The organism is Runella zeae DSM 19591, from assembly GCF_000423565.1.
GTDB classification, from domain to species: domain Bacteria; phylum Bacteroidota; class Bacteroidia; order Cytophagales; family Spirosomataceae; genus Runella; species Runella zeae.
In genome coordinates this window covers 41,601-59,260 of the sequence record NZ_AUIF01000036.1, presented here as the reverse complement: position 1 = coordinate 59,260, position 17,660 = coordinate 41,601, and the positions used below count along the sequence as shown (strand labels likewise).

The following is a 17,660-nucleotide window of genomic DNA, read 5'->3' as shown; positions in this document are numbered from 1 at the left end:
GCTGCTAAGAGCGGTGTTTGTAGCTTCACAAAAAAAGCAAAAAAACCGTTTATTGAGCTTAAAGTACTCAAATATACAATTTTCCCCGTGGGTCGCGGAACTTCATGGCTTCAATCTCTCAATAAGAGAATTAAGCAGTACAACCGACCAATATTGCCTGTTTTGAAAGAGAAATGGGGCAGAATCTATCCACAGGCGGTATATCCATAAATTTACCAAAACGAAAAAAGTTTTGTTTTTTACCCGCAGAAGTGCGCTGAATAATACAAGCGCAGATTTTCACCGAAAAAGGGGGGCATATAGCCAATAATCTGCGTTTGTCAAAGCCTCCATTTACCACCATCTAAGGCGCGTTTACTTTGCTGTTTTGATTGTAAAAAACAATACTGCCCGTCGATTGATTTTTGATATGGACTTTCTTTTTGAAAGTATTTTGACCTTCGCATCCATCCGCACCACTTCCTGTTTTGGTAAAACTAGCATCAAAAAAAGTAGATTTTCCGATTCCGATCCGACTCGTGGTCACTTGCAGTGGGCTTTCAAATTTAGATTCATAAAATTGTACTGCCCCCGTCCCCATATTAATCGTTTGTGGAGTCGTCGCACCTAGCTGTGTGAAACGCGCTAAGGTCAACAAACCATAACCAAATTGGTCGACTGAGACTGTTTTGCCCGATACCAACGTTGAAAAACCAGTGTTTTCTCCCCATACAATCCCATTGTAGCTAGCAGGATGCGTCGACATCCTGATGTTGCCTTCGTAGGTAGTTGACCCTGAGTAGGAAGCCCTAAGTGCCCCCCATGGATTATTACCTTGGATAAACTCCGCATCTGATTTGAAAACATCTGGCCCATAACCTCCTAATACCCAATGGTCTCCAAATTCGTTGTCGAATTTGATTGTTCCCTCAAAACGAGAGAAACCTGGACATACCCCTCCGCCAATGTAACCACTAGGAGGGGTACCCGTCAGACCAATTCGTTTCATGGTAGTGGCCTTGTGGAAGGTCGAATTTTGATAATGAATGTAATCAGCTTGGATATTAAATTCTCGATTGATGGACCACATATAAGCTAGTTTTATCAAGGTATTGGGTCGATAAGAAGTGGGCGTGGAGGTAGAACCTAGTTGGATATTGAGCGGAGTGGAACTGGCATTGCCATAGAAAGACGAATAACTCATCCGTAAATCCCCGTATAAAAAAGGAACCGAAGGCGGAATCACAAAATCAACCGCTTCTTCAAAATTACTCCAAGTTAATTCTACCAAAGCGCCCTCTCGGTTTTTAAGAATAAAATCTTCTTTGTACAAACAGCCCCCCAGCGAAATGTGTGCTTTGCGGGTGTCCACTTCGGTTTCGTCATCAAATTGAGCATTGCCCAGCCAAATGTAAGAATTGAAGCTGTTGGTGTTGTCAAAAAAACGAGCCTTCTTAAGGCAGCGGATTTTGCCCCCATTGAGACAGATTTGCAGGTGTCCCTCGTCGGCGTGGACGTTGCGAAACTCCACATCATCTTCAAAAACCGTGGGTGAATTGTAGGAATTGTTGGCATCGACCACTACCAACCAACCTTTGCCTACATTGCTGATGATTGCTTTGCCCTTGTATGTATCCACCAACCCCCGACCTATCTCAAAAGTAGTCCAGTCGCCCGTGTGGGCTTCTAGCGTAAAATCGTTGTGATAGGTATTATTGCCCCCCATGCCGCCGAGGTAGTTGTTGGTACCCGCCGAATTGATACGCAGCGTGAGGTTGCCATAAAACTGACTGTTTTGTACATTTCCCGTGCGACTCGCATCAATCACCCCACCGTTGGAAGTCAGATTGCCCCAGTTCATCCAATACAGTCCGTAGACGGTCACGGTATAAGTTCCGATATCAAGGTTCCCTCCGCTATCTACCGTCAAACCTCCCGTGACTACATTGGAAGTAAGTACTGGGCAGGTACTGCAACTAGATACCACGGCCGCCGTAGATGAATTGGGAACCCCCGAACTCCAGTTGCCCGCCGTGTTCCAATCCGTGTCAACGGCTCCCGTCCAGTAGGTTTGGGTATATCCCACCAAAGGAAGCAGGAAAAGGAAGTAAAAAATAATCTTTTTCATTACTTGAATAGTTTTGAATAACTAACGATGCTGTATATACTTTGTCTATATCCGAATGATATTGACGTTGCCATTGACGACCCTGATTCTGACTGGACGCTTGCCGTTGCGAATCACCCTTGAAATCTGCGTGTGGCGGCTCATGAGGCGTTTGCTTTCGGTATCGACCACTTCTTCGGCTTTTATGGAGCCAAGGTCTAAAAAACTATTGACCCGATTGAGAATGTTGAAGTTTTTGTTTTGAACCAAGGTAATCACAAAATCCCCCGCAAAATTCAGCGGCACATACAAATCGACATTGCCTTCTTGGGCTTCAATCACGACGGGTTCCAGAGAGGTGGAGTTGACGGCCATTTGTACCACCACACCCCCTAGGCGATTTTGAGCCCTTACGCCCATGCTGGCAGGAGCTACGCTGAGGCTTCCTTCGGTGGTTTTGAGGTGTACATTTTTTCCCGCATTTTTGACGACAATGTTCCCTTTGACAGCCGTGAAAGTACCTCCCTCGGGGGCATTGGCTACTTCTACTTCGGCTTTTTCAAAACTCAAGTCAAAAGAGGCATAGCGGCGGGTTTTGAAGTAATTGGTGGTGGTTTTATAGATAACCTTGCCTTCTTGGCTGATTCCTACCAAATCCCTGCCCACGTCTTGCAGGGTAACGGTACCCGTTTTGGTCATCACAAAACCGCTGGCCTCCGAGTCGGTGACGGTGATGTTGTGAGTGTCGGTTTTGAGCTCCATTCTGCCCGAGGAACGCACGACCGAGAGATTGCCTTTTTCGGCTCTTCCAATCACGTTGGCATTGACATCAATCAAAGTAACATCGCCCGTTGAGGTCAGGAAGTTGAGTTTGTAATTGGGGGGAACGGGTAAGGTCACATTGCCGTGGGATTTGCCTTCATCTTCTTTTTTGGTAAAGACCGTGACCTTGTTATTGGCCGTTTCGTTGCGTCGTTTGATGAGTGAATCGGCTTTGTTTTGGCGATTGCTGAGGGCTCCCTTAACGGCGGTGACGCTATTGGCACCCGCAAAAGTAACGTTTCCGCTGGTCAACAGCCGCACTTCCACGATTGAATCATTGGGGTAGCGTTGGGCAATGGCCGATAAATAACCGCAGCCTAAAAGTAAAAGTAAAATGCTGGTTTTCATGATTCTTACATTAAGTTGATACCTTCATTTCATTTAAGGAAATCCAACTGTCGGACCTGTAAAGGTGAAACGGAGGTTTGCAATAGACTATTTTTGAGTTTTTCGACTTCTGCTACGGGCAATTGTTTGAAATCAAAACTAAGGTGACTTAACTGCTTTAGCTTAGACAAATCTGGCAGCGATTGGATGGGGTTTTTGTCTAACGACAGCGAGCTAAGGTTTTTTAATTGGCCTATTTGCGCAGGAAGCGTTTTGAGTTGATTGCCAAGCAATTGGAGGTTTTTGAGGCTACCCAATTCTCCAATGCCAGCGGGGAGTTGTTGTAATTGGTTAAAGTTGAGGTCTAGGTTTTTGAGTTTAGCTAACTTCCCAATCGACTCAGGCAATGCCTTGAGCGTATTGCCATTCAATTGCAAGTTTTCTAATAATTTTAAATCCCCTAACGATTTTGGAAGTGCATCTAACTGATTTTGATTAAGATTCAGGAGCTTTAATTCTTTCAAGCTACCGATGTTTTCGGGCAGTTTCAGCAACTGATTTTGGGACAAATTGAGCTGTTTGAGATTACCTAAGTTACCCACGGTTTGGGGCAAAGATTGCAACGGGTTTTGGGATAAGTCTAGTAGTTTTAGGTTTGACAAGGAGCCAATGGATTCATGCAAGGATTGGAAGCGATTGCCAGACAAATGCAACTGCTCCAACATTTTCAAATCCCCGACAGAAGACGGCAAATCCGTGAGACGACACTGCAGGGCGGTCAGTTGTTTGAGTTGTGTAAGCTTCCCTAGGTTTTCAGGCAGTTTGGCAAGTGGATTGGCGCTGAGATTGAGGGATTGTAGGTTTTTTAAATCGGTCAGTGATGAGGGCAATTCCGTGAGGCGATTGTTGACCAAACTCAATTCTTGCAGCTGACCTAGCTGATTGATGCTTTCGGGCAATTGGCTTAAGTAACCATTGTTGAGATTGAGAGACTGCAAGTTTTTGAATTGACCGATTGATTCGGGGAGTTCTTGAAGATTGTTGAGCGATAGCCGCAACACTTTTTCGGGTTCTTTCAATGCCTCCGTAAGGGAAGTATAGAGTGGGGTATGTTGCAAATCCTCTGGTCTTAAAAGTATTCCTTTGAGCTGATTGCCCCTGAGTTGAAGGTTTTTGAGGGTAGGAAGCTGCTGTAGATTTTGGGGAATTTCTTTGAGGCGGTTGTTGGCTAGGTTTAGTACTTCCAATTGAGGAAGATTGGCCAAAGTAGCCGGTAAGTCCGTCAATTGATTATTGGCAAGGCGAAGTTCCTTGAGTTTTTTTAGTTTGCCAATGTTAGCGGGCAGGCTTTGTAGGGAGGTGCCTTCTACTTCCAACACTTCCAAATTCTTGAACTTATGGAGTTTGCGTTCCAACCCTTTTGCCTCGCTCAACACCAACTTTTTGACTTCTTTGGGGTGTTTTAGGGCTGTTTTGAGGTCGGTGAAGTGACCTTCTTGCTGAGGTAATTGGGCTTTTAGAAAACCACCCAAACTCAGTACCAAAATAATACTAGTGATGTACAATTTCATAAGATTATTCATTGGTTTTATAATGATATTGATATTGCTGGACAGGTTGCATGTCCGTGACAACATTCGCACCATTTTGGGTATGTGTAGTTTTGAGGCGTCCCAAGGCATCATATTCAAACTTAGTGGTTTGATTGGCTGGGCTAATCAAATTCTTTGTCCCTACTAGATGGGTATAGGTTAAACCCGTGACAAGAGCGTTGGGCAACTGACTCCTAAGTTGATTAATAATATACAACAGGTCAGCCTCGTTTGTAATGGCACCTACTTTATCAAAATCCATAGCTACACCGCCTACTGAAATAGCAGAGAGTGCGGACTCCACTTGACTTTTAGTAGCATTTTTTATTTCAGCAATTGGCAGTAGCTTTTTATAAGCCCAAAGATAGGAAGTATAAGGACCCACCAAATTCTGATTAAAAGAGAGTAGGTTACCTCTGTTGTCATAATCTGTCAATGAAATTGTTTGAGGATTAGTAGAGTTCCCCTCAAACACCTCAATTTTACTCACTAAAGGAAAGGACGAATAATAGGTCTTTTGAATTTTGGTAATGGAATTGTCTACTTTTGTAGTCTGATGTAATGGAATTGAAATCATATTTTTTGCATTGAGAACTGTTGCCGAACTTCCTAAATCTAAGTCCGTTAGTAAGTCTCCTGCATACTTCATTTCGGTTCTGATGGTTTTTTGCTGACTATCGACCGTTTCGGTAGCGGTGGGTTGGAAATGGGACCAATTACTATACTCATAATTGGTACGGGTTACCACCTCTCCTCCAGAAAATTTAAGCGTATCGATTGTAGAAGCTAAATAGTTGAATCCTGAGGCCATCACATAGGCAGCGTATAAATAGCTTCTAGTATTCCCACTGACAGAACAAGTAATCAATTGAGATAATCCAAACTTGAGGCCTGTAAATTCACTATAATGATTAGATGAATCCAGCTCTGCGGCATATATGTTGGTGGTTTCTTTGACGGAAGAGTTTGATGAATTATATGATTTACTTTTGGCTAAATTACCTCTTTTCCATTCTAATGAAGTTTTAGGAGGAAAAGGAAATTCTTCATCTCCAAGGTCAGAAAATTCGCTACTTGTATTGTATGTATTGATGGTATAGCCGTTGTTAGAAGACGGATTTGTTTCGTCCGTTTCAATTACTTTTACATACCGATAAGACATGTGGTTACCCAAAGTGGTCGATATAGGTAAGTGACTTTGGGATGTAAAGGCTAAATGAGGAATATTGAAAACACAGCCCCCCCCAGTGATTGGAAGTGATATTTGCATCGCATAATCGTATATGGGAGAGGTATCAAGCACTCCGCTGGAAAGAGTCGGTTGGTCAGGTGTATTGTATTTGTATTCTTTTACGTTGCAGCCCGATGAGGAGACACAATCTTTTATTTTCGCAATTCTCACACCTCCCGCATTTTTAGTAATAAAATTACTACCTGAAGGGGGAACAATTTTCCGAAATTCAACCGTTGCATCCGCTATGAGGCCTGCCGCGTTGAACCTACCTTCGGCAGTCATCACTATTTTCAGAATATAGGTTCCGGCTGGTAAAAGTAGTTTGCTAGTCTGTGTTTTGGTTTCACCCGCTTCTGGTAAAGTCGTGGGTCGGATTCGCTCCCACGTGTTTTTATACATAATATTTCCATATATATCTGTCAAAATGATGTCAGCATTGATAACATCATCATTGTTTTGGAAATGAACCGAATGATAAATTTCAGAGCAGAAATTATACTGAGTTACGACAAAAGTATCCGCTACTGATACAGGATCTACACTGCTTCCACTACCACTTAAACTAAGAGTGGAAATAGCTTGCATGGTACCGCTACAAGAAGTGTATCGTTTAGGGAGATTGGCATCTTCTTGATAAGTGTTGCCCTCCCATTCAAACTGAGTCATTCCTTGAGTAGGATACGTAATTTTTGAAAGCTGTCCTATTACTGATTTTGAGGCATCGGGGTCTCTATTGGTGGCAAGGATTGCGATGTCGGTGCCTCCGCTCAAGTTGTTGATATAAGAGACCGTGGGCAAGAGAGAAGAGGTATTGTTAGTATTGTAATACCCCCAATGGTCTTGATTGTATAATACTGACAAGTTACTACTCAAATTGGGTAAAGGAGGAATGCTGCCTTCTTGAACATATTCAAACTCATGAGGGGGAAGTTCATCTGTTCCGTTTTTTTCTTGTACTGAACGTAGCAACAAGCGATTTACACTCTCTGCGTAGGTAAATTTAAAACTTTTGATAGTATCGCCGTTTTGGTTTTTGACAATTACTTCTGAAAGAGCTTTGGCTTTTTCGCTCCCAAACGTCCAGTCGCTCCTATCATTAGTTTCTTCTACAAAAAGAATCTCGCCACCTTCTCCGTTATTGATTGTGATTTTTTCTAAAATCACTTCGTTGATTTTATATACTTGTGGCGAAGAAGGACCAGGATTATAAACAATTACATCAGTAGCGACAGCAAGCATATTGTATCTTTGCTCTGAAAGAGTAGGAGGCATATCGACGCGCCTTATTTTATAGGTAAAATCTATAGTATGACCATTGGGGGTTATGATTTTGGTCAGATACCAAGCATTTACGTGACGTTTGCCAAAACTTGCTTCATCATCATCGTACCCACGTTCTTTGTAGGCAAAGATATATTTGATGCCTTTGGTATCTACAACTCTGATGGTGTCAATTCTACCTTGGGTATTGTTTAAGTTATAAACCGTGGTAGGGTCGCTGGCATTGAAATTAAATTCTGCTTCTAATTTTATACCTTGATACGGAATCCAGACGGGACTTTTGAGACTTGTTCCAGCTTGGGTCTGGTCAAAGAAAAACTTACCACCTATTCCAGCACAACTTAATACAAACATATCTGGCTCTGAATCATATTCATTATCAGCGGCAATCTTAGCTTGAAACTGCAAAAATGTTAGTCCACTGTACATTCCTGTAGGGGAGTATCCTCCATTGGCGATTGATTTGACCGTGCTTGCGGTGGGATGTAGTCCATTGAATCCATGAGTGGTTTCATCCGGGAGTCCCCGCAGCTGTCGATTGATAACTCCCGTAGCCGACAATGTCCACCCTAAGCCCGTCCAGCTAGGGGTTTCGTTGGTTTTGAGACCCGAACTAGCATAGGATAATGATATAGGAAAAGAGAAATCATTGAGTTTGATTTCATACAAAGGGATAGAAGGATTGATTTGACCCGTATTCAAAGTAATAGGCACATCGCCGTATTTACCAATGGCAGCGGCGTTGGGAGATTGTGGTATGACCTTGGGTACGAAGTCCGATTGGGCACAAAGTACCCCTGTTCCACACCACCAGAGTATGGAGCTAAAAAGCCATTTGTTAATCATCAGAGTTGTTGTTTACTTTTGTCTATTTATAAACTATAGTGTGAAAAGAGTATTGGAAAATATTGAGATAGGGGTTGGAGTTTATTCTCAAAAGCGATCTCATACCTTGAAAAATGGGCAGAGTTTTCTTTTGAGATGATGAACTAGGAATAAACCTGATTACAAAAAGTTTGCTTGATGCCCATTATACAGTATCTGCTAAAGGGCGTAGAAAACAAAATTGGGCTATTGCTCAATAAAGAAGCCCCAATCAAGGGAATTCTTTTGGTTATGAGCTTCTTTGTAAATAGTTTTCAAGAGATATATAACCATGACTACCATGATCATAAAGATTTTTGGCTTCTTTTTCATCAATTTGTCTCTCAGAAACATACTCTAAATCATCATTGTAAAGTACAGAGTAATATTTATTTGTTAGGACGTCATATTTTCTAAACTCTGGCATTCCCCAATCACTTTTATTCCAATTTGAATATTTACCCAAAATTTTCCAATTACTTAATTCAAAACCTAAACCGCTAAATTTAGTTGCTGTAATTGCTTTATTTTTATTTAAAACAAGGTTGTCATCAACATCGAAATTCAATTGCCAAAAATAGCCAAACAACAATTTTGTGCGCCCTTTACGTCTTACTATTAAGCCCAGAAATTTAGTATGATTTTCGGTTTTAATGATAAATAAATCTCCTTCTGAATATTTTATTTTTTTCTTTTCCATTTTACTGCCTTTTTAGGTAATTGTCTGCTGCTTGAAGGTATATTGGTTTATTTGGGTTTTTGTCCCTGATGGCTTCTATCTTATTATGTCCGCCATTGGCTTTTGAAGCTGTTGATTCATATTGCTTTGAAACCTTATGTTCTAAGCCCCTCTGTTCAGCATAGTTATCTGTTCGATATTTTTCTTCAAACTTATATTTACTAAGTACAGGGTCCTTAGCGTGTTCTATCTCACGTCGTGCCAAATCCTTTGTCCTACCTGTTCTTACCACGGTTTGTCCATCTTTTAAAGCATAAATTCCTCCTTTCGCCGAGCTTGTTACTACGGCATTTGGTACTGTTTTAGCCAATAGCCCTGTGGTTGTTCCACTGGCGGGTGATACAGCGGCTACGGCATTAATTCCATCTAGTAAGTGTCCCCCTGCATCTTGCCAAAAGCCTTGCCGCGGTACTTGCTCCATCACAGTTTCGTACTTATCGCCTACTCTCCTTTCAACGGCTTCCCACTTCATACCTTTGGCAGTAGGTGTAATACCCAACGCATCACCTGCATTATAGGCAAGAGTCATAATTGAGTTTTTGACACTCATCACAGCTGCCCCTATCATCATACCTATTTGGCCATTCTCTTCTGGGCAACCTTGACAGTTTCCATTAGGGTCACTAAGCCTTACAGGATTATTCCACCCATACTGATAAGTACTTAAACTTTCCTGCCCTTGAGCATCTGGCAGAGGATCCACACTATGAAACCTTCCCAACACACTCTCATAACCACGGGCTTTGAGGTCGTACCATTCAAGCCCTAAATCCTCAATCTTTTCACGGTCAAGGTACTGCCACTTGTGCTCAGCATCACCCTGCACCTCAATACCCACCAAATTCCAACCCCAAGGGTCATAGTGGTTTTCCTGTACAATGGCAGGAGGGTCGTTGGTAATTGATAAGTTATCAAAGAACGCTGAGGTATGCTCGGTACTGTTGACGAGGCTTACTTGTAAAGTCGCGTTTTGTTTGGCAAGATAATCAATTTTTAGCTCTTGCCAACCACCCACGGCGGCACTATCCAAATATCTTTTTTCGATGTGTAGCGGTCTGTTGGCCGAGTCCAATACCACCAATTGTAAATAGGCCTTGGGCAGGCGTTCTTCTCCTTTGGCATTCTTGTGCGTAGTAACCGGTACAAGCACCCCACCTTTCAATACCCAATCGCGCGTGCTGTGGCGTTCGGTCTGCAAACGCTCCGTTCCTACAATTGGCAACGGAATCAGGCGGCGTTTTTTCTCGGGGCGTTTTTCTTCCACATACCCATACACCCGGGCCGTTATTTTTTCGCCCGCTATCACCCCAAAGGTTTTGCTAGGGCCGGTTTCGCCCCGCAATTCGGCTGAGTAATTGCCTTCGTAAGCAATTCCCCCCGTGCGGGTGTCGGAGATACGGCTAAAAGCACGCTCTTCGTGGGCCGCCTCGCTTACCTCCATCGTGGCCGAAGAAGTAGTGGTGGCCGCTTGCTGTCGCACGGCTACGCGTAGGTTGCCTAGGTGGTCGCGGTAGTGGTATTCGTAAGCAAAGCCGTCGCCGCTACTACCTCCCAACAACGTGGGATTCAAGGCTCTTCCTTCGTCGTGGGTGATAAAATCCAACTGAGGAGTGGCCGCCGCACCACTGTAAACTATCGCCCCTTCGTAGTGGGTATAGCTACTCCCGCTGCTTTGGTGTACTTCTTTGCGTAGCTTGCGGCCACTGCCATCGTAGGTGTTTTTGATATAGTCGCCACTGCTACCTACCCATATCTGCTCAGGCAAGCCGAGGTAATTGTAACTGATGCTCGTAATGCCCTTGTTGAGGTCGCTTTGCAGGCTACCGTCGTTGTAGTAGGTATATTCGGTGGTTTGGGTGGCGGCATTCTTAAAATCGTGGATTTCTGCCGGCAAACTTGCCGTAACACCATCCTCTACGGCTTTCAGGCGGTTACCTTCGTAGCTATACGTCAGCACATCCACATTACCAAAACTCGTAGGGGCAGTAGGCGTGCCCGCTGTCATGCCTTGGCGCGTCAGGCCCGTGATATTGCCATTTTTGGTATAGCTCAGGTTGGAGAGGCTGTAGTTTTCGCCGCTATTGCCCCCACTATAGGCCGCTCCCGTGAGGCGGTCGGCAGGGTCGTAGGCATAGGCGTATTGGCGCGTCAGGTCTTTGGCTTGGTAGCTACGCCAGCGTTGCTTGCCGATGTTGCCGTTGTACTGCCCGTCGGTCTCATAACTGAGGCTCATCGAAAACAAATCGTTTTCGTCTTCATCCACCGCAGGATTGCCTTGGGAGTCCAAGTTGACACCCGTCAGCCACCCCCGTAGGTGATAGTGGTAGTCGATTTTTTGCAAGTCGGCAAAAGTAGGCCCGCTCCCTTCCCCAAAAATCTCACCCGTGTATTCGCCTCCCGGCCCCAATCCAAAACCCGTCTCTAAGGTGATTTGGATCTGAGCTTTGTCATAGACGGTTGTGCTAAGGGAGGTATTGCGCGTGATGCTATCGGGAGTTGTCGCCACTGACCCATAGCCCCCACTTTCAAGTTTTTGCCAGTCTTTCCGAACCATACGCCCCACGGGGTCGTACTCAAAGCGGGCTAGTTCGCGCTCGGTTTCGTTGTTGATTTGGTGATAGGTTTTGATTTTACGACCCATGCCATCGTACTCATAGCGGGTAGTCAACGTCGTAGCGAGGCTACCGGAGGCGTTGTGAGTCGTTTTGGTTTTGAGCACATCGCCCGCGAAATTGTACTGCGTATCGGTGCGGTTTAGCAATCCAAACTGATTTTTTTCGTGGGCTTGGATCACCCGCCCTCTAATATCGTAATAATGAACCGTTTCGAGCCAGTCACTAGACCCCAAGATGCGGGTTTTGGTACCCGTAGCCATTCCTTTTACGTCGGTATGCTGAATGCCCAACGCGTCAGTACTCGCAAAACTTGCGGGTGGACTCCAAGCATAATCGTCGTAGTATTGCACCACATTCACGTCGGCATCGGCGGTCGTAAAGGGAAAACTTAGGTTGGTATAGCCAAACTGCGCCCCTGAGCGATTTTCGTACTGAGTACTGTGGCCATCGAAACTACTTTGTAAAGTGCTGCGGCTACTGCTATTGGTCAATTCGCCGGTCAATACGGTTCGCCCAAAAGCATCGTATTTGTTGAAAGTCCACTTATTTTGAGCGCGTTGGCGTTCGTTTTGGGTAAGGGTGACTTGGTCGAGTTTGTTGTAAACCATGAACGTCCAACCCGCGCCAGGGATGAGTTTTTGGATGACGCGTCCACGGTCGTCGTAGCAGCTGACAGGGTGAAGAAACAAGCGATGAATTGAATGCCATGATTCGTAATGCCCTTTCATAAAAAGCAGACTCCATTCCTTATTATTCACTTAAAATCAACAACTTACACAACTGCAAGTATCTATTTTTATCATAAGTCCCAAAATGGGACTTATGATAAGTACGGTTTGTATTCGCCTCTGTTTTTCTCTAAAGATTACTGCTCTTTGTTTTTTTTGTAACGTAACAATTATCACTGATAGCTTCTAAGTGGGAATCTACTTTTGCATAAAACTTTTAAAAACCAATGCAAAATTTAAGGCTTCTACTTACCACCCTCTTCTTATATATAGCTTTCAAAAACGCTGCTTATTCGCAAGGCATTCATTCGCACTTGGAATCGGTAAAAGATACCAACACGCTCAATCATTTTTTGGAAAAAGGGCGATTTTATGGACATGCACGCTCCTATTTTTCGGCCACGCTCAACCAGAAAAACCTCACGGATTATTATGCATATGGGCTAGGGGCAGGGATTGGGTATCAAACGCCTATGATTTTAAAACATTTTCAATTGGGCTTGAGTGGTTTTTTTATGTTTAATATTGCTTCCTCTGATTTGTCCAAGCCTGACGAACGCACAGGGCAATCTAATCGCTATGAAATTGGGCTTTTTGACATTGAGCGCCCTCACGACCACGAAGACCTCGACCGACTAGAAGAATTATTTATAAAATATCATTTTGGAAAAAAATCAAGTTTAACCCTTGGGCGGCAAATTCCCCAAACACCCTTCATCAATCCTCAAGATGGGCGAATGCGCCCGACGCTTGTAGAAGGAGCGGTGCTTAAACTGAATGAACTGAAAAACTTTTCTATTCATGCCGAATACACCTGGCAAATTTCTCCACGCTCTACCGTAAGGTGGATGGATATTGGCGAAAGCATGGGCGTTTATCCCGTTGGGATAGGCGTAGATGGAAAACCTTCGCAGTATAAAAACAATACTTCCTCAAAGTTTATTGGGATTTTGGGAGCTTCTTATCAGCTCAAACACTGGAATATACAGCTGTGGAATCAATATACGGAAAATATCCATCATACGATATTCTCAAAAATTGAATGGAAATCTCCTTCACATTTGGGCAAAAACTGGATGATAGGCACTCAAGTGATACGACAATTTACAGTAGGAAATGGCGGAAATCCAGAGGCACTTCTTACTTACAATCTTCCCCACAATCGTGCTACCGTAGCTTCTGTACGTCTAGGGCAACAAAGTGCTAAATTTGAGTGGTTTTTTAATGCTACCCGAATTACCTCCGAAGGGCGCTACCTCATGCCCCGAGAGTGGGGACGTGAGCCTTTTTATACTTTTTTGCCAAGAGAACGCACCGAAGGAATGGGTGACTTAACCGCCACTACGATCAATACTTTTTTTAAGCCTCATCAAAAACTTAAAATCGAAGCGAGTGGCGGTTATTTTCAGTTGGCAGATGTCAAAAATGCAGCTTTAAACAAATACGGAATGCCCAGTTATTCACAAATCAACCTTGGCCTTACTTATCAGTTTGACAATTATCTGAAAGGTCTGAATGTACTTTTGTTGATGGTCAGAAAAGATAAAATAGGAGAAACCTACAACAACGACCGTTATGTTTTTAATAAAGTAAATATGACCCATATCAACTTCATCGTCAATTATCATTATTGACACCCAATGCGTTATTTCTTGCGTTTGCCATAGTCGCAAGTCGAATTGTCTTCTTTGACATAATACGACTTATAATTTTTGGCTTTAGGATCCATGCAGCCTTTCAAGTTGAGCAATTCTACTTTCCTAAATTCTACCGGATGACTTTCGCTTTGGAGGGAAATAGAACCGTGGTCGAGCAACTTCCCGGCAATCATCAAAGCGGGGTCATGTCCGCTTACGTTGCCGCCTCCAAGCTGAGGCTTGTTGTATTCGAGTACTTTTTCGCCATTGGCAAAATGCTGAATCAATGAATCGCCCAATACCAATACTTCGGCGCGTACCCATTGGTCGCCGTTGTAAGTCTGCGATGTAGAGTTGATACAATGCTGCGTGATGAGTTTGCCGTTCATGACCACATTTGTACCTGGCGTACAGAGGTTACAAGTCGTGCGTTTTTTGTCATTTCCTCCCAAAAGTTGTACCTCTATGGATGCCGGAAAATCTTGGTCTTTGCCCATGGTTTCGGCGGGTTGGCCGTGTACCATGATACCGCTGTTGCGCCAAGCCCAACCTTCTCCTTTGGGAGCTTGCTCACCCACAAAACGATATTCGACCGCAATTTTATAATAAGAGAAATCTCCTTTGTAAAAAATATGACCATACTTTTGTTTAAAATCATCGTATTGGTCATAGCGCACCACCATTTTTCCATCTTCTACCCTGAAAGTTTGCCCAAAATTATCGTTGAGCGCATAGCCTCTGATTTTAATATCCCAGCCGTCAAGGTTTTTTCCATTAAAAAGCTGCTTCCATTCTTCTTTGTCGGCATTGGCCTTTTTTTGGCCAAAACAAAGTAAGCTGCTCATTGTCAATAGCGCTGTAATCCACGTTTTCATCTTTTTAGCGTTTTGTTGTTTTTCAAAAAAGGTCTCTACTTTGTAGAAAGCAGAGCCCCCAAAGCTTTTATTTTTGTTGTGAGAGGAAAGTAAGCAAGGATGCAAACTCCTCATAAGAAAGCGCATTGACCAATCCCGCCGGCATCATCGATGTTTCCATTTCTTTGCGACTGATGATATCGGCCGTTTTGATGGTATATACCTGCCCCGTAATATCCCGCAATACCAGTCTTGAAGCCGATTCTTCGGTTACAAATCCAGAATAAGTTTTGTTGCGCTTGGCAGTAATCAACACCGACGAAAACCCTTGAGAAATGGAGGCATTGGGTTTCAAAATTGATTCGGCGATTTGTTCCCGATTCATGATAGAGCCAATCTGCCCCATAAAAGGCCCTTTCATAGTTTCGCTTTTCGAAAGGCTATGACAAGCGATACAGCCTTGCTGCGTGAAGAGCGTTTTGCCCACCGCAGCATCTCCTTGGATTTTGGCCATCGCGAGCATCACGTCTTCAATCGAAGCCTCCCCTACTTGGCCTTTTTTGTTTTTGATTTTTTCCAAATCAATTTTTACTTCTTCTTTTACGGCAGCCACTTCTTCTTTTCCAAACTCCGGAATTTCCATCCGATGACGGCTATTGAGGTCGATAAAAAACTGTTTGTCAGTCATTTTTTTCGATTCAGCCAACAAAAACTCTTTGATTGTTTCAGAAGATTCCCATGTAATAGCCTTGTAATAAGGACCATGTGTATCGGGGCGAGTACTCCACCACCAAGAACCGTCATAGTCAGCCTCTTTTTTGTAAAGCCTCGACAAAGTCGTCAGAATTTGCGTTTTTAGGGCTTCGTCATGGCTTGCTTCGTAGGCTTTTATCAAACCTGCAACGGCTTTAGGGTCGTGCATATAGCGTAGTGCCCACAAAGCAAGTGTCGAATTTGCGGTGCCGATAGCCTTCACACAAGCATCTACTGCATTCAAACTCACCAATGACCTTACGGCGATGTGGGGCAAAATAATCGGCGAATTGGGCGTGGCATGGGGGCCTTCGGTGCCTAAGGCAGGCGCTTTGAAAGAAGCTGGAACGGCTACTTTTAGGAGTTCTTCGGCGGCTTCTATTCTACCCAATCTCCCCAATCCCACTTCTGCTGCCAACTGTACCCGTGGCGAAGCATCTTTCATGGCTTGTAAAAAGGGAGCAATCGGTGCCGCATCTACCCAAGGCTTGCGGTCGGCCAAAGCCCTTAAAGCAAATTCCTTGACATTGCTATCCGAAGTGAGTTTTACCAAATTATCAAATCCTTTGGTACCGGCAGCTTGAGCATACGTAAAAATCGCCGCAACCCGTACTGCTTTCGACAATTTGGTATCAGCCGCCACTGCCCAGATGGATTTGAGCGTTTTGTCAGCCGGTCGTGTCAAAAGCTCCTGTTGAGCCGCAAGTCTTGCCGCACTACTACCTGATTTTAAGGCAGTTATTAAGTTTTTAACGGAAGCTTTTTTCAAATCAGGAAAGGCTTTGTAAGTCCAATTTTTAGGAACTGCCCTTACCACAAAACCCTTACTTGGATTGCCAGAGTATCCTGCTCCATCCCAGGCTGAAAGATACACACGGCCAGAGGCGTCAATATCTACATCGGTGATTTGGGCGAGTTTGATAAACTCCTCTTCTTTTTGGGTGAAACTTGGGCCATCAGCCGTAACACGGTGAATATAAAGCTGATTGCGCCCCCAGTCGGCCATCATAGGAACTTGGTTGTATTGGGCAGGCCAAGTATCATCGTCCATAAACAAAGCCCCCGTACCTGAGCCACCTCCTACATCCACCAAAGCAGGGATGATTTCGTCGGTAAAATGTTTGAATAAAACCGGATAGCCATATTCTCCCGACTGGATTTGATTGCTAAAGCGAATATTCCAACCGCCACCGTCGTTGGTATTGCCTCTTGCAAAAATATTCATAAAAGGATCAATAGCCACATCATAGATATTGCGCATTCCGTGGGTATATACTTCCATTTCGGTACCATCAGGACGCACTCTGACAATCCCTCCGCCGAGCATGGTCATTTTTTTGCCGCTGCGGTCGGTGGCATTGTGAAATCCAAAATCCCCCACCGCAATATAAATCCAGCCGTCAATCCCCATTCGGATACCATTGGTAGCGTGGTCAGTACCTCTACTTTGAAGAAATTTAGGGGAGCTGACATGCTCAATCAACGGTGAAGAAGGGCCATCGGCTATGCCATCTTGGTTTTTGTCTTCAAATACCACCAAGTCCATACCAGAAGCGATACCCGTTTCTTTAGAAAAAACCGTGTGAAGAACGTATAGTTTGTCGCCCACCGATAAAATACCCCGTGGATTGTCCACACTTGCATACACCGTATGCTTGTCTACTTTACCGTCGTTGTTGGTATCTACGAGCTTTACAATACGGCCGTTGCCGGGTTTTTTGCCTAACGAACCTATCATATCGACCCCCACGTACACTTCGCCCGTAGGAGCTACTGCCAAACAAGCTGGACTGGGGGTAAGGTCGGCACTGGCAAAATTGCTAATGGTGAGTTCGGCAGGCCAACTACTGGCATTACGAAGCGAATCAGCACGACTCCATATTTCAGGATTTGGAGGTGTGTGCTCGCTCCAAGGTTGGGTTACCCCCAAAAGAATCATTAAAAAAGTTGAAATAATCGCATAGGAAATTTTTAACATACTGATAGACAGATTTTTAATATAAGATAAAGGATTAATTTTTCACAGAGACTTGTACAACACACGCAAATTTCACTAAAAACGGGTATAAACTATCATTGGTGGCTCTAAAATTATATACCCAAATGCTATCAAAAGAAAAACACCTCT

At 43.9% G+C, this 17,660-nt stretch carries 9 protein-coding genes; 1 reads left to right on the top strand and 8 read right to left on the bottom strand.

Features of this window, described 5'->3' with window-relative positions; all coding sequences use genetic code 11:
- Positions 1-343: 343 nt before the first annotated feature.
- From G563_RS0110745 to G563_RS0110720, 6 genes are all read right to left on the bottom strand, one after another.
- Positions 344-2,107: a hypothetical protein gene (locus G563_RS0110745; protein WP_028665321.1), complete on the bottom strand. Its 1,764-nt coding sequence runs from the start codon at positions 2,105-2,107 to the stop codon at positions 344-346.
- Between the two features lie 45 nt (positions 2,108-2,152).
- Positions 2,153-3,256: a hypothetical protein gene (locus tag G563_RS0110740; RefSeq protein ID WP_028665320.1), complete on the bottom strand. Its 1,104-nt coding sequence runs from the start codon at positions 3,254-3,256 to the stop codon at positions 2,153-2,155.
- Positions 3,257-3,285: 29 nt separating this feature from the next.
- Complete coding sequence (locus tag G563_RS34355) at positions 3,286-4,806, bottom strand: leucine-rich repeat domain-containing protein (RefSeq protein ID WP_169579745.1); 1,521 nt, start codon at positions 4,804-4,806, stop codon at positions 3,286-3,288.
- A 4-nt stretch (positions 4,807-4,810) separates the two neighbouring features.
- Positions 4,811-8,188: a hypothetical protein gene (locus tag G563_RS0110730; protein ID WP_028665319.1), complete on the bottom strand. Its 3,378-nt coding sequence runs from the start codon at positions 8,186-8,188 to the stop codon at positions 4,811-4,813.
- 268 nt (positions 8,189-8,456) lie between these two features.
- Positions 8,457-8,906 carry a hypothetical protein gene (locus G563_RS0110725; RefSeq protein ID WP_028665318.1) on the bottom strand — a complete coding sequence of 150 codons (450 nt, stop codon included), beginning with the start codon at positions 8,904-8,906 and terminating at the stop codon, positions 8,457-8,459.
- Between the two features lies 1 nt (position 8,907).
- Positions 8,908-12,318, bottom strand: coding sequence for an RHS repeat-associated core domain-containing protein (locus G563_RS0110720; RefSeq protein ID WP_169579744.1), 3,411 nt, complete (start codon positions 12,316-12,318; stop codon positions 8,908-8,910).
- Positions 12,319-12,515: 197 nt separating this feature from the next.
- Between G563_RS0110720 and G563_RS0110715 the strand changes: the two genes are divergently transcribed.
- Positions 12,516-13,922 carry an OprD family outer membrane porin gene (locus G563_RS0110715; protein ID WP_028665316.1) on the top strand — a complete coding sequence of 469 codons (1,407 nt, stop codon included), beginning with the start codon at positions 12,516-12,518 and terminating at the stop codon, positions 13,920-13,922.
- Between the two features lie 11 nt (positions 13,923-13,933).
- Here G563_RS0110715 and G563_RS0110710 read toward each other — a convergent pair whose 3' ends face one another.
- Together G563_RS0110710 and G563_RS0110705 are read right to left on the bottom strand one after the other, a co-directional pair.
- Positions 13,934-14,800 (bottom strand): 3-keto-disaccharide hydrolase, encoded by an 867-nt coding sequence (locus tag G563_RS0110710; protein ID WP_028665315.1) that lies wholly within the window; start codon positions 14,798-14,800, stop codon positions 13,934-13,936.
- Positions 14,801-14,867: 67 nt separating this feature from the next.
- Positions 14,868-17,510, bottom strand: a complete 2,643-nt coding sequence (locus G563_RS0110705) for a DUF7133 domain-containing protein (RefSeq protein ID WP_028665314.1) — start codon at positions 17,508-17,510, stop codon at positions 14,868-14,870.
- Between the last annotated feature and the right edge of the window lie 150 nt (positions 17,511-17,660).